We start from the raw sequence: 13,828 nt of genomic DNA, 5'->3' as shown, positions 1-13,828 counted from the left end.
CCGCCGCCCTTCGGATCTGTCCGGTCGTGCCTACGCGTCGCCGCCGGCCCCGCCCGGGCCGGCCGCGGTCACGTCCAGGAGCTCGTACCGGTCGATCGCCTGCTTCAGCAGCGAACGGTCGACCCGTCCCTCCTTCGCGAGCTCGGTGAGCACCGCGAGGACGATCGACTGCGCGTCGATGTGGAAGTACCGGCGGGCCGCGCCACGCGTGTCGGCGAAGCCGAAGCCGTCCGCACCCAGCGACTGGTACGCACCGGGAACCCAGCGCGCGATCTGGTCCGGCACCGAACGCATCCAGTCCGAGACCGCCACGAACGGGCCCTCGGAGCCGGAGAGCTTCCGGGTCACGTACGGGACGCGCTGCTCCTCCTCCGGGTGCAGCAGGTTGTACCGCTCCACCTCGACGGCCTCGCGGCGCAGCTCGTTCCAGGAGGTCGCCGACCAGACGTCCGCCTTCACGTTCCACTCGTCGGCGAGGATCCGCTGCGCCTCGACCGCCCACGGGACCGCCACACCGGACGCCATGATCTGGGCCGGGATCATGCCCTTCTCGCCGCTCCTGAAGCGGTAGACGCCCTTGAGGATGCCCTCGACGTCCACGTTCTCCGGCTCGGCCGGGTGCTGGATCGGCTCGTTGTAGACGGTGAGGTAGTAGAAGACGTCCTCGCTGTTCTCGCCGTACATCCTGCGCAGACCGTCCTTGACGATGTGCGCGATCTCGTACCCGAACGCCGGGTCGTACGCCACACAGCCGGGGTTCGTCGAGGCGAGCAGCTGCGAGTGGCCGTCCGCGTGCTGCAGACCCTCACCGGTCAGCGTCGTACGACCGGCGGTCGCACCCAGCACGAAGCCGCGCGCGAGCTGGTCGGCCATCTGCCAGAACTGGTCACCGGTGCGCTGGAAACCGAACATCGAGTAGAAGACGTACACCGGGATCAGTGGCTCGCCGTGCGTGGCGTACGCCGAACCCGCGGCGATCAGCGACGCCGTGCAGCCCGCCTCGGAGATGCCGTCGTGCAGCATCTGACCGGTCGGCGACTCCTTGTACGCGAGCAGCAGGTCACGGTCCACTGACTCGTACTGCTGACCCAGCGGGTTGTAGATCTTCGCGCTCGGGAAGAACGCGTCCATGCCGAAGGTGCGGTACTCGTCGGGCGCGATCAGCACGAAACGCTTGCCGATCTCCTTGTCCCGCATGAGGTCTTTCAGGATGCGGACGAACGCCATGGTCGTGGCGATCGACTGCTGACCCGAACCCTTCTTCGCGGTCGCGTACGTCTTGTCCTCGGGGAGGACCAGCGGCTTCGCGCGCACCACACGGGTCGGGACATAGCCGCCCAGACTCTTGCGGCGGTCGTGCATGTACTGGATTTCTTCCGAGTTGCGGCCCGGGTGGTAGTACGGCGGGTAGCCCTCGTCCAGCTGCTTGTCCGTGATCGGGATGTGCAGCCGGTCGCGGAACCGCTTGAGGTCCTCGACCGTGAGCTTCTTCATCTGGTGGGTCGCGTTGCGGCCCTCGAAGTTCGGACCCAGGGTCCAGCCCTTGACCGTCTGCGCGAGGATCACCGTCGGCTGGCCCTTGTGGGCCTTGGCCGCCGCGTACGCCGCGTAGACCTTCTTGTGGTCGTGACCGCCGCGGCCCAGGTGCAGGATCTGGTCGTCGGTCATGTCCTTGACCATGTCGCGCAGCCGCGGGTCGTCCCCGAAGAAGTGCTGACGGATGTACGCGCCCGACTCGGTGGCGTACGTCTGGAACTGGCCATCCGGCGTGGTGTTCAGCTTGTTGACCAGAATGCCCGTGCGGTCCTGCGCCAGCAGCGGGTCCCAGGAGCGGTCCCAGACCAGTTTGATGACGTTCCAGCCGGCGCCGCGGAACTGCGACTCCAGCTCCTGGATGATCTTGCCGTTTCCGCGCACAGGACCGTCGAGGCGCTGCAGGTTGCAGTTGACCACGAAGGTCAGGTTGTCCAGGCCCTCACGGGCGGCGATGGAGAGCTGGCCCAGCGACTCGGGCTCGTCCATCTCGCCGTCGCCCAGGTAGGCCCAGACGTGTGACCGGGAGGTGTCGGCGATGCCGCGCGCCTCCATGTAGCGGTTCATCCGGGCCTGGTAGATCGCGCCGAGCGGACCGAGGCCCATCGAGACGGTCGGGAACTCCCAGAAGTCCGGCATCAGCCGCGGGTGCGGGTAGCTGGACAGGCCGTTGGGCGCCTTCGACTTCTCCTGGCGGAATGCGTCGAGCTGCGCCTCGTTCAGCCGGTCGAGCAGGAATGCGCGGGCGTAGATACCGGGGGACGCGTGCCCCTGGAAGAAGATCTGGTCGCCGCCCAGGCCGTCGTCCTTGCCCCGGAAGAAGTGGTTGAAGCCCACGTCGTACAGCGAGGCGGAGGAGGCGAACGTGGCGATGTGACCGCCGACGCCGATACCCGGGCGCTGGGCGCGCGACACCATCACGGCCGCGTTCCAGCGGGTCGCGTTGAGGACCTTGCGCTCGATCTCCTCGTCGCCGGGGAAGAACGGCTCGTCCTTCGTGGCGATCGTGTTCACGTAGTCCGTACTGCGCATCTCCGGCACGGCGACGCGCTTCTCTCGCGCGCGCTCGATGAGCCGGAGCATCAGGTAGCGGGCCCGCTCACGGCCGCGCTCGTCGACGGCGGCGTCGAGGGAGTCGAGCCATTCCTGGGTCTCTTCGGGATCGAAGTCCGGGACCTGGCTCGGAAGGCCGCCAATGATGATCGGGTTGCGATCGGATCCGGAAGCCACGCTGTTCCTTCGCTGTTCGGTGCTGCTCTACGGGGCCTGGTTACGGGAGGCATGCCCCCGGGATGTATGCATGTACGCCAGCACCATCGTGTACCGCGACGGCGCATACGTCATCTCTACCGAGGGGTAACCGCCAGGTGGGGAGACATCATGTCCGGTGCGCCAGGGGCGGCCCGGCAGACGGGTTGGATCAAACCGCAACCATACGCCCAACCCGTCCAAGCGTTCCCAAAGGCTGTTCGACTCCGATTGGCGGACCGAAACGGCATAAGCTGTGCAAGGACGTAAAGGGTGTGGACGGCCGTGTGGAGCCCAGTCAGGGACCTGCCGATCGTGCGGCGACGTGGCAGGGAACGTCACCGTTTAGGCGGTCTCGCACGCTGGGTACTTGCGCGATCCGCCGCGCCCGTGTGGACTACGGCCAACGCCCCGCGCACGCGCGTGGCTGAAGCATTTTCCGAAACATGATCAGGAGGCAACCCGTGAGCGCGACCGCGGACCACGCGGAGGAACGGACCAACTCGGCTGCACGGCTGGGGTTCGAGCCCGGACAGGTGGTCCAGGAGATCGGCTACGACGACGACGTCGAGCAGGAGCTCCGTGAGGGCATTGAGGCCACTACCGGCCAGGAACTCGTCGATGAGGACTACGACGACGTCGCTGACGTCGTCCTGCTGTGGTTCCGCGACGAGGACGGCGACCTTACGGACGCGCTGGTGGATGCCATTGGTCTGATCGACGAAGGCGGTGTGATCTGGCTGATGACGCCGAAGACCGGCCGCGAAGGCTACGTCGAACCGAGCGATATCAACGAGGCCGGCCAGACAGCCGGTCTTTCCCAGACCAAGAGCATCAATGCGGGCAAGGACTGGACGGGCAGCCGTCTGGTCACCCCGAAGTCGGCCAAAGCCAGGCGCTGAACCGCACTCACCACGAGGCCCCCGCCGGTCGTGCACCGGCGGGGGCCTTCGTATGCCCGTACACATGTCCCCGGCCCGGGCGCATCCCTGTCCGCAGGCCCGCCGAGGTCTCTGCGTAGGGTGGGAGTCCACCCGGACAGCCCAGCCCGGTGAAGTAGCGAAGGGACGCGTTTCCATGGCGATCGAGGTCGGTACCCAGGCCCCGGATTTCGAGCTGAAGGACAACCACGGCCGGACCGTGAAGCTCTCCGACTTCCGCGGCGAGAAGAACGTGGTGCTGCTGTTCTACCCGTTCGCCTTCACCGGCGTCTGCACGGGTGAGCTCTGCGCCCTCCGTGACGAGCTGCCGCAGTTCGAGAACGACGACACGCAGCTGCTGGCCGTCTCCAACGACTCCATCCACACCCTGCGCGTCTTCGCCGAGCAGGAGGGCCTCGAGTACCCGCTGGTCTCGGACTTCTGGCCGCACGGCGCGACCTCCCGGGCCTACGGCGTCTTCGACGAGGAGAAGGGCTGCGCGGTGCGCGGCACCTTCATCATCGACAAGGAGGGCGTGGTGCGCTGGACCGTCGTCAACGGCCTGCCGGATGCGCGCGACCTGAACGACTACATCAAGGCCCTCGACGCGATCTGATCCGGTTCCGGACGATCTCCCGGCGACCCCCGGTCAAAAGCCTGTTTTGGCCGGGAACCGGTTACTAGGATCCACTCGTTGATCCGATGCCAACGCAACGTGGAGGCGCCGGCAGTCGTCGGCCCCCAAGAAACCAATGGGAGGACTCGTGGGAGTCAGCCTCAGCAAGGGCGGCAACGTCTCGCTGACCAAGGCCGCGCCCAACCTGACCGCCGTCGTCGTCGGTCTGGGCTGGGACGCCCGTACCACCACCGGTGGAGACTTCGACCTCGACGCCAGCGCGCTGCTGACCAACGTCGAGGGCAAGGTCGGCAGCGACGGTAATTTTGTCTTCTTCAACAACCTCAAGAGCCCCGACGGCTCCGTCGAGCACACCGGTGACAACCTCACCGGTGAGGGCGAGGGCGACGACGAGGTCATCAAGGTGAACCTGGCCGGAGTCCCGGCCGACGTCGACAAGATCGTCTTCCCGGTCTCGATCTACGAGGCCGAGACCCGCCAGCAGAGCTTCGGCCAGGTGCGCAACGCGTACATCCGCGTGGTCAACCAGGCGGACAACACCGAGCTCGCGCGGTACGACCTGAGCGAGGACGCCTCGACGGAGACCGCCATGGTCTTCGGCGAGCTGTACCGCAACGGCGCCGAGTGGAAGTTCCGTGCCATCGGCCAGGGCTACGCCTCGGGTCTGCGCGGCATCGCGCAGGACTTCGGCGTCAACGTCTGAGGTACGGCCCAGAGAGCGCGACCAGGCCGTTCCTGAGAAGGCACAGCCCGGTCGCGCCCAGGAGGTGTCCGGCCATGATCCGCCGTACATCCCCAGCACGTCCCCGTCCGGCGCCGCACCCAGTGCGGCGCCGGACGCGCTCGACAGACGGTTCATCGACTCGGGGAGGACTCACATCATGGGCGTCACGCTCGCCAAGGGAGGCAATGTCTCCCTCTCCAAGGCCGCACCCAACCTCACCCAGGTGCTCGTCGGCCTCGGCTGGGACGCACGATCCACCACGGGCGCCGACTTCGACCTCGACGCCAGCGCGCTGCTGTGCCAGTCGGGCCGGGTGCTCGGCGACGAATGGTTCGTCTTCTACAACAACCTCACGAGTCCGGACGGCTCGGTGGAACACACGGGCGACAACCTCACGGGTGAGGGCGAGGGCGACGACGAGTCGATCATCGTGAACCTCAACCAGGTCCCCGCCCACTGCGACAAGATCGTTTTTCCGGTCTCGATCCATGAGGCCGAGAACCGCGGCCAGACATTCGGCCAGGTCAGCAATGCGTTCATTCGCGTGGTGAACCAGGCGGACGGCCAGGAGCTCGCGCGCTACGACCTGAGCGAGGACGCCTCCACCGAGACCGCGATGATCTTCGGAGAGCTTTACCGGTACAACGGCGAGTGGAAGTTCCGTGCAGTGGGACAGGGGTACGCGTCGGGGCTGCGGGGCATCGCTCTAGACTTCGGGGTCAACGTTTCGTAAAGCCGCGCACGGCGCGGGGGAGCCCCGTACACATCCAGGGGAGACCCGTTACATACATGATGGGGTAGCCAGTGCTTCTGAAAACCTTCGGCTGGTCGTTCGCGATTACCGCGCTCGGCCTGGTCGCAGCGGTGCTCTACGGGGGGTGGGAAGCGTTCGGTGTGGTCGCGATTCTTTCCGTCCTCGAGATCTCGCTGTCCTTCGACAATGCGGTGGTCAACGCCGGAATCCTGAAGAAGATGAATGCCTTCTGGCAGAAGATCTTCCTCACGGTCGGTGTGCTCATCGCGGTCTTCGGTATGCGGCTGGTCTTTCCCGTCGTGATCGTGGCCATCACTGCCAAGATCGGGCCCATCGAGGCGGTCGATCTCTCGTTCAGCCAGCCCGAGCGCTACCAGGAACTGGTCACGGACGCCCACCCGGCGATCGCCGCCTTCGGTGGCATGTTCCTTCTGATGATCTTCCTCGACTTCATTTTCGAGGACCGTGACATCCAGTGGCTGCGCTGGATCGAGCGCCCGCTCGCCAAGCTCGGCAAGGTCGACATGCTGTCGGTCTGCATCGCGCTCATCGTGCTGCTGGTCTCGGCCATGACCTTCGCGTCCCAGGCGCACCAGCACGGCGGCGCGCACGCGGACAAGGCGGAGACCGTCCTGCTCGCGGGTGTCGCGGGTCTGATCACGTACCTCATCGTCGGCGGTCTCTCCGGCTACTTCGAGAACAAGCTCGAAGAAGAGGAGGAGCGCGACCACGAGGCCGAGGAGGAGGCCAGGAAGACCGGCAAGAAGCTGTCCGCAGTGGCGCTCTCCGGCAAGGCCGCGTTCTTCATGTTCCTCTACCTCGAAGTCCTCGACGCGTCCTTCTCGTTCGACGGTGTCATCGGCGCCTTCGCCATCACCAACGAGATCGTGCTGATGGCCCTCGGCCTCGGCATCGGCGCCATGTACGTCCGGTCGCTCACCGTCTACCTGGTCCAGCAGGGCACCCTGGACGACTACGTCTACCTGGAGCACGGCGCGCACTACGCCATCGGCGCGCTGTCCGTCATCCTGCTCGTCACCATCCAGTACCAGATCAACGAGCTCATCACCGGTCTCGTCGGCGTCGTGCTGATCGGCTGGTCCTTCTGGTCCTCGGTCCGGCGCAACAAGGCGATGGAGGCCGGAGGCGGCGACGACAAGTCAGTCCCGTCCGGGGTGTGACCCGGTAGGGATTGAGGAACGCTCTCAGCGGGGCGGTCCGTACGGCGACGGTTCTCCGGGAACACCCGGACCCGGCCCGGGGGCCGCCCCGCAGTGATGCGTGCGGGGCCTGGGCACTACCGAGACATGTGGGGGTTGGGGATGGCGTTCTGGGACAGCCTGTGGCCGGGGCGGGAAGCACAGTTCGAGTCGGGCAACGCGGCGACCAACTCCATCGTGCTGTCCAAGCGGCACGCCACGGTCTCCCTCACCAAACAGGGCGCGCTGACCGGCAACCTCCGGGTCAACCTCTCCTGGCGGATGCGCACGTCCGACATCGAGGGCAGGTCGCGGCAGAGCGGCCGGCTGCTGCGGCCGTTCAAGCTCTTCCAGCCCGATGTGGTCCAGGCACACACCCAGGGTGTGGTCAACGTCGACCTGGACCTGGGCTGCATGTACGAGCTGAAGGACGGCACCAAGGGTGTGGTGCAGCCGCTCGGCAACCTGATCGGTGACCTGAACGCGCCGCCGTACATCAGGCTCAGCGGGGACGACCGCTTCGGGGCGCCGTCGGGGGAGACCGTGTACGTCAACCTCGACCAGCGGGACCAGATCAAGCGGCTGCTGTTCTTCGTCTACATCTACGACCAGACGCCGGCCTTCGACCGTACGCACGCCAAGGTGACGCTCTACCCGGGCAACGGCCCGCGGATCGAGATCGAGCTCGACGAGCGGGCCCCGCAGGCGCGCTCGTGCGCCGTGTTCACCGTGGAGAACGTCAAGGACGAGCTGATCGTGCGGCGCGAGGTGAAGTTCGTCTACGGCTTCCAGTCGGAGCTGGACCGGCTGTACGGCTGGGGAATGCAGTGGGGGCGCGGCTACAAGTCCCGGGCCTGAGAGCCTGTCGGGTGACCTTCGACCGGAAAGCGGACGCGGTCTGGTGCGTGCGATTCCAAGGCGCCGGAAGGTCTTCGGATGGGATCTCCCCTGCTCGAACGAAGCTGAGAGCTTGGGGAAGGAGCTACTAGGGCATTTCGGCAACGCGGGAAGCGTGCGTGGCCGCCCGATCAGAGGTCACCCGACAGGCTCTGAGCGGGCGCCTGCCGTCGCGGCGCTCAGGAGCGGACGAACTGGGGGCCCTGCGGCGGCAGCACGAAATTCGGGTCCGGGGCGGGCACGGCGGCCGCCGCGGGCTGCGAATAGCCGTAGGCGGGCTGAGGAGCGGCCGACTGCGGGTAGCCGTAGGCGGGCTGAGGAGCGGGGGCGGCCGCTGTGGGCTGCGGGTAGCCGTACGCCGGCGGGGCAGCTGTGGGCTGCGGGTAGCCGTACGTGGGCTGCTGGTGCTGGACCGTGGCCTGCGAGTCGGGTCCGGGTGCTGGTGCCGGGGGAGACACCGGGGCGACCGTCGGCACGGCCGAACCGGGCTCGGCCGCGGCCTCCGCCTCGTCGACCGAGATGCCGAATGCGGTCGCGAGCCCCACCAGTCCGGTCGGGTAGCCTTGACCGACCGCCCGGAATTTCCAGCCATCGCCGCGCCGGTAGAGCTCACCGCAGATGATCGCGGTCTCCTCGCCGGTCTCCGGCCGTACATCGAACACGGCGAGCGGGTCACCGCCCGCCGATGCCGCGTCGTAGAGAAGTATGCGGAGATCGCGGACCTGCTGGAAGGCGGCCCCGTCGGAGGAAGCGGCGATGACCACCTGTTCGACCGACGGGTCGAGCGCGCCCAGGTCGGCCTCGATGGTGTCGGTGAGCCCCTCGGCGGCACTGCGCTTCGGCAGCCGGCGTACCAGGCCGGAGGGGTGCCGGGGCTGGTTGTAGAACACGAAGTCCTCGTCCGAGCGCACACGGCCACCGGCGCCGAGAAGCAGGGCCGAGGCGTCCACATCGGGCACCCCGGCGCCCGGAGTCCAGCGCAGCACGGCCCGTACGGCCATGGCATCGAGGGGGACGTTCGAGCCCTTCAGCATCGCGTGCGTCATGGCGGTCATCCTGCCTGCTGGCTGCCTGCGCAGACAACGTGGGGGTGACCCATGTCTCGGCAGTGCGTCGGAACCACGTCCTCCGGGCCCTGCGGAACCGTCGTGAAATGGACGAGTTACCCGGAATTCATGCACGTGGGGAACCCTCGACACCCGTCCATACGTACTATTACCGGCCACACATTGTCCGGCCGATCCGGCAGTACGGGGGAATCACATGCGTCATTTCGGGCACATCTCGCCCGCTGCGCGGGAAGGCCTGTTCTTTCAGCAGCCGTGCGAATTCGGTGCGGACTCCCCCGCCCGGATGCTTTCGGCCGCCCTCGGCGCCACCCTGTACTCCCCGGCCACCCGGCCGCGGCTGGCCGATGACGTCCTCAAGCAGGCCGGGCGCGGTGTCGTCTCGATGGTGCTCTGCCTGGAGGACTCCATCGACGACTCCGAGGTGTCGGACGCCGAGGAGAACCTGGTCAGGCAGTTCCGCGAGCTCGCTGCGCGCGGCGCCGAGGTGCCGCTGCTCTTCATCCGGGTCCGCGAACCGGAGCAGATAACGGACCTGGTGCAGCGGCTCGGCAGCTCCGTCCGATTGTTGTCCGGTTTTGTACTTCCGAAGTTCACGGAAGAGCGTGGTCTTCCGTTCATGGAGGCGCTCACCAAGGCCGAGACGGCCGGGGGACAGCGCCTGTTCGCGATGCCCGTTCTCGAATCGCCCGAGCTGTTGCACCTGGAGACCCGCGCGGCGGCGCTCCAGGGAATCGTCCGCACCGTCCACACGTACCGGGACCGGGTGCTCGCCCTGCGGCTCGGGGTCACCGACTTCTGCTCGGCGTACGGACTGCGCAGGGCGCCCGACATGACGGCGTACGACGTCCAGCTCGTCGCTGCGGTCATAGCCGATGTGGTCAATGTGCTGGGCCGGGCGGACGGGACGGGCTTCACGATCACCGGACCGGTGTGGGAGTACTTCCGGCTCCAGGAGCGCATGTTCAAGCCGCAGCTGCGCCGCAGCCCCTTCCTGGAGGGCCGGGCCGAGGAGCTGCGCACGGCACTGATCGAGCACGACCTGGACGGCCTGCTGCGGGAGATCGAGCTCGACCGGGCCAACGGGCTGCTCGGCAAGACCTGCATCCACCCGTCGCACGTCGCGCCGGTGCACGCACTGTCCGTGGTCAGCCACGAGGAGTTCAGCGACGCACAGGACATCCTGCGGCCGGAGCGGGGCGGTGGCGGAGTGATGCGCTCCGCATACACGAACAAAATGAATGAAGTGAAGCCGCACCGCGCCTGGGCCGAGCGCACCCTGCAACGGGCCGAGGTCTTCGGTGTGGCGAAGGAAGACGTCGGCTTCGTGGATCTTCTGGCCGCGGGGCTCGCGGAATGAGCGCGTCTCGATGAGCGAGCGCGCAGCAAGGAAAGAGACGGCGAACGTGGTGTGGTCGGGTAGCTGGGTGGCGGAGCGGCTGGGCGTCGAGCTCGTCGGCAACGGGAAGCCCGAAGACGACGGCGAGCTCCGGGAACTGCTGGGCCTAGCCCTGCGCCGCAACCCCAAGCGGGCCCATCTGCTCGTCTCCAATGTGCTGGGCAAGCATGTGCCGCAGCGGCCCTCCGTGGTGTACGGCGTGGGGTTCGAGCTCGGCGTGAGCGTGCGCGCGCTCCTCGGGGAGGCGGAGGCCCGCCGGGCGGTGGTGCTCGGGTACGCGGAGACGGCCACCGGCCTCGGCCACGCGGTCGCCGACGGGCTGGGCGTGGTCCCGTACCTCCACTCGACGCGGCGTCCGGTCGAGGGCGTGGCCCGGGCGGGCGGCTTCGAGGAGTCGCACTCGCACGCGACGTCGCATCTGCTGCTGCCGGAGGACCCCGCCCTGCTGGCGCGCGGGAGCGGGGCGCCGCTCGTGCTGGTGGACGACGAATTCTCCACGGGCAACACCGTGCTCAACACGATCCGCGCGCTGCACGAGCTGTACCCGCGCGACCGCTACGTCATCGTGGCTCTGGTGGACATGCGGTCGGCGGCCGACCGCGAACGGCTGACCGGGTTCGCCGCCGAGATCGGCGCCCGCGTCGACCTGGTGGCCAGGGGTACGGGTACGGTCCGGCTCCCGGACGGCGTTCTGGAGAAGGGCCAGGCCCTGGTCGCCGCCCACGAGTCGGAACGGGAACCCGCCCGGGCCGGCGCGGCAGGGCCCGGCATCCCGTGCACCCGGGTGGAGCTGGAGTGGCCCGTCGGCGTGCCCGACGGCGGACGGCACGGCTTCACCCCCGCCCACCGCGAGACGCTCGAATCGGCCCTTCCCGCCATGGCTGCCCGCATCGCCGGCGCCCTGGGCGGTGAAGCCCGCCGCATACTCGTCCTCGGCTTCGAGGAGCTGATGTACGCACCGCTCCGGCTGGGCACCGCCCTGGAGGAGCACACCGACGCCGAGGTGCGCTACTCGACCACCACACGGTCCCCCGTCCTCGCCGTGAACGACCCCGGCTACGCGATACGGAGCCGGCTGGTCTTCCCGGCCCACGACAACCCGGCCGACGGCCCCGGCGTCCGCTACGCGTACAACGTCGCGGACGCCGGTTTCGACGCCGTGGTCGTCGTCGTCGACTCCGCCGCCGACACCCCGGAACTGCACGCCCCGGACGGCCTGCTGGCGGAACTCGCCGCGCACACCTCCCACGTCCTGCTGGCCGTCGTCCCCTCGTACGTCCCGTCGGCCGCCACCTCCACCGCCCCCGAACGGCAGGAACCTCCCATGCTGTCCGAGCCCCTCCACGGCCCAGCCTTCTCCTCCTACGCGCCGGAAGAAGTCGGCTGGCTGCTCCAGGACCTCTCGGACACCGAGCTGGAGGCGCCCACCGAGGAGCGCGAGGAGGCGATACAGAGCGGCGGCGCGCACTACGCCGAGTCGCTGCCCGTCGAGTACCAGCCGTCGGCCGAGTACCAGGACCTGTTCAAGGCGGCCCTGGACCTGTCGGCGGCCCGCATCGCGCGGGCCGTCGGAACCGTCACCGAGACGGTCCTTGCCGAGCGCACCCCCCGCCCCGTCCTGGTCTCCCTCGCGCGGGCCGGGACCCCGGTCGGCGTGCTGATGCGCCGCTGGGCCCAGCACCGTCACGGGCTCGATCTGCCGCACTACGCCGTCTCCATCGTGCGCGGCCGGGGCATCGACGCGAACGCCCTGCGCTGGCTGGCCGCCCGCCACGACCCCGCCGACGTCGTCTTCGTCGACGGCTGGACCGGCAAGGGCGCCATCACCCGCGAACTGGCCGCCGCACTCGAAGAGTTCGACGGCTTCGACCCCGAGATCGCGGTCCTCGCCGACCCGGGCGGCTGCGTCCGCACCTACGGCACCCGCGAGGACTTCCTCATCCCGTCCGCCTGCCTCAACTCCACTGTCTCCGGGCTGATTTCCCGTACCGTCCTCCGGTCCGACCTGGTCGGACCCCATGACTTCCACGGCGCGAAGTTCTACCGGGAGCTCGCGGAAGCCGATGTGTCCGGTCACTTCCTCGACACCGTCGCCGCCCACTTCGACGAGGTCGTCGACGCCGTGGACGCCGAGGTCAAGGAGCTGCTCACGGCCGACCGCGCCCCCACCTGGGAGGGCTGGGCGGCCGTCGAGCGCATCAGCGAGGAGTACGGCATCCACGATGTGAACCTGGTCAAGCCGGGGGTCGGCGAGACCACCCGCGTACTGCTGCGACGCGTCCCCTGGAAGATCCTCGCCAAGCGCGGCGCCGGTGCCGACCTCGAACACATCCGGCTGCTGGCCGAGCAGCGCGGCGTGCCGGTCGAGGAGGTCGACGGTCTCCCGTACACCTGCGTCGGACTGATCCACCCGAAGTACACCCGCGGAGCGACGGGCGCGGACGGCAAGGCGGTGGCGTCACAGTGACCCACCCGGCCACTACGACGACCGCGACGACCGCGACGACCGCGACCACCGCTGCCACTACGACCACCCCGACCGCCCCTGTGACGCTGGTCGCCAGCGACCTCGACCGCACCCTCATCTATTCGACGGCGGCACTCCAGCTCGCCATGCCGGACGCGGACGCCCCCCGGCTGCTCTGCGTCGAGGTGTACGGGAACAAGCCGCTCTCCTACATGACGGAGACCGCCGCAGCACTCGTCGACGAACTGGCCCGCACCACGGTCTTCGTACCCACGACCACCCGTACCCGCGAGCAGTACCACCGCATCCAGTTCCCCGGCCCCGCACCGAAGTTCGCCATCTGCGCCAACGGGGGACACCTCCTGGTCGACGGCGTCTCCGATCCCGACTGGCAGGACCGGGTGGCCCGCCGGCTGGCCGACGAGTGCGCCTCGCTCGCCGAGGTCCGCGCCCACCTCGTGGCCGCCGCCGACCCCGCCTGGCTGCTGAAGGAACGAGTCGCCGAGGACCTCTTCGCCTATCTCGTCGTCGAACGCTCGCTGCTGCCCACGGACTGGCTGCAGGAACTGGCCGAGTGGGCGGGGCCCCGCGGCTGGACCGTGTCCCTCCAGGGCCGCAAGATCTACGCCGTGCCCAAGCCGCTCACCAAGAGCGCCGCGATGCACGAGGTCGCCCGCCGCGCCGGCGCCACGCTCACCCTCGCCGCCGGCGACTCGCTCCTCGACGCCGATCTGCTCCTCGCCGCCGACCTCGCCTGGCGTCCGGGCCACGGCGAACTCGCCGACACCGACTGGAGTGCCCCGCACGTCGACGTCCTGACGGAACGTGGTGTGGCGGCGGGCGAGGAGATCCTCCGCCGATTCATTCGGGCCTCCGTCGCCCGGCACGGTCTCTGACACCTGCGCGGCCGTTGCCGAACGGCTGGACATGGCGCGGAGCAACACGTCGACGCGATCTTCGACAAGCTCGGACCGACAGGGAAC

General features: G+C 68.5%; 11 protein-coding genes. 9 read left to right on the top strand and 2 right to left on the bottom strand.

What is annotated here, in order from left to right; translation table 11 throughout:
- Positions 1 to 30: 30 nt before the first annotated feature.
- Positions 31 to 2,763, bottom strand: a complete 2,733-nt coding sequence (aceE, locus tag ACWD6R_RS15240) for a pyruvate dehydrogenase (acetyl-transferring), homodimeric type (RefSeq protein ID WP_451819104.1) — start codon at positions 2,761 to 2,763, stop codon at positions 31 to 33.
- 482 nt (positions 2,764 to 3,245) lie between these two features.
- Between aceE and ACWD6R_RS15235 the strand changes: the two genes are divergently transcribed.
- The 6 genes from ACWD6R_RS15235 (at position 3,246) to ACWD6R_RS15210 (ending at position 7,873) form a co-directional block, all read left to right on the top strand.
- Positions 3,246 to 3,683, top strand: a complete 438-nt coding sequence (locus ACWD6R_RS15235; RefSeq protein WP_037696857.1) for a DUF3052 domain-containing protein — start codon at positions 3,246 to 3,248, stop codon at positions 3,681 to 3,683.
- Positions 3,684 to 3,858: 175 nt separating this feature from the next.
- Positions 3,859 to 4,317: a peroxiredoxin gene (locus ACWD6R_RS15230; protein ID WP_366693641.1), complete on the top strand. Its 459-nt coding sequence runs from the start codon at positions 3,859 to 3,861 to the stop codon at positions 4,315 to 4,317.
- 148 nt (positions 4,318 to 4,465) lie between these two features.
- A complete protein-coding gene (locus tag ACWD6R_RS15225) occupies positions 4,466 to 5,041 on the top strand; it encodes a TerD family protein (protein WP_451819103.1) in 576 nt (191 codons plus the stop codon).
- A 178-nt stretch (positions 5,042 to 5,219) separates the two neighbouring features.
- Entirely contained in the window at positions 5,220 to 5,795 is a 576-nt protein-coding gene (locus ACWD6R_RS15220) for a TerD family protein (protein WP_451819148.1), read from the top strand.
- Between the two features lie 71 nt (positions 5,796 to 5,866).
- A complete protein-coding gene (locus ACWD6R_RS15215) occupies positions 5,867 to 6,997 on the top strand; it encodes a DUF475 domain-containing protein (protein ID WP_451819102.1) in 1,131 nt (376 codons plus the stop codon).
- A gap of 141 nt (positions 6,998 to 7,138) precedes the next feature.
- Entirely contained in the window at positions 7,139 to 7,873 is a 735-nt protein-coding gene (locus ACWD6R_RS15210) for a TerD family protein (RefSeq protein ID WP_266986050.1), read from the top strand.
- A gap of 218 nt (positions 7,874 to 8,091) precedes the next feature.
- Here ACWD6R_RS15210 and ACWD6R_RS15205 read toward each other — a convergent pair whose 3' ends face one another.
- Positions 8,092 to 8,958, bottom strand: coding sequence for a TerD family protein (locus ACWD6R_RS15205; RefSeq protein WP_451819101.1), 867 nt, complete (start codon positions 8,956 to 8,958; stop codon positions 8,092 to 8,094).
- A 217-nt stretch (positions 8,959 to 9,175) separates the two neighbouring features.
- Here ACWD6R_RS15205 and ACWD6R_RS15200 point away from each other — a divergent pair, with 217 nt between their 5' ends.
- The 3 genes from ACWD6R_RS15200 to ACWD6R_RS15190 are packed head-to-tail and all read left to right on the top strand — an operon-like array spanning position 9,176 to position 13,741.
- Positions 9,176 to 10,339 (top strand): HpcH/HpaI aldolase/citrate lyase family protein, encoded by a 1,164-nt coding sequence (locus ACWD6R_RS15200; RefSeq protein WP_451819100.1) that lies wholly within the window; start codon positions 9,176 to 9,178, stop codon positions 10,337 to 10,339.
- A 10-nt stretch (positions 10,340 to 10,349) separates the two neighbouring features.
- Positions 10,350 to 12,845, top strand: a complete 2,496-nt coding sequence (locus ACWD6R_RS15195) for a phosphoribosyltransferase (protein WP_451819099.1) — start codon at positions 10,350 to 10,352, stop codon at positions 12,843 to 12,845.
- Positions 12,842 to 13,741, top strand: a complete 900-nt coding sequence (locus ACWD6R_RS15190; protein WP_451819098.1) for an HAD family hydrolase — start codon at positions 12,842 to 12,844, stop codon at positions 13,739 to 13,741. Before ACWD6R_RS15195 ends, ACWD6R_RS15190 begins: the two co-directional genes overlap by 4 nt.
- Positions 13,742 to 13,828 lie beyond the last annotated feature (87 nt).

Source organism: Streptomyces sp. NPDC005151 (assembly GCF_053599875.1).
The sequence above is the reverse complement of the archived record's forward strand: the minus strand, read 5'-3'. Positions and strand labels throughout refer to the sequence as shown.

Bases quoted from the DNA above. Each gene is read 5' to 3' on its own strand.
- ACWD6R_RS15230 (WP_366693641.1), top strand. From the start codon at position 3,859: ATGGCGATCGAGGTCGGTACCCAGGCCCCGGATTTCGAGCTGAAGGAC.
- ACWD6R_RS15220 (WP_451819148.1), top strand. From the start codon at position 5,220: ATGGGCGTCACGCTCGCCAAGGGAGGCAATGTCTCCCTCTCCAAGGCC.
- ACWD6R_RS15210 (WP_266986050.1), top strand. From the start codon at position 7,139: ATGGCGTTCTGGGACAGCCTGTGGCCGGGGCGGGAAGCACAGTTCGAG.
- ACWD6R_RS15205 (WP_451819101.1), bottom strand. From the start codon at position 8,958: ATGACGCACGCGATGCTGAAGGGCTCGAACGTCCCCCTCGATGCCATG.
- ACWD6R_RS15200 (WP_451819100.1), top strand. From the start codon at position 9,176: ATGCGTCATTTCGGGCACATCTCGCCCGCTGCGCGGGAAGGCCTGTTC.
- ACWD6R_RS15195 (WP_451819099.1), top strand. From the start codon at position 10,350: ATGAGCGAGCGCGCAGCAAGGAAAGAGACGGCGAACGTGGTGTGGTCG.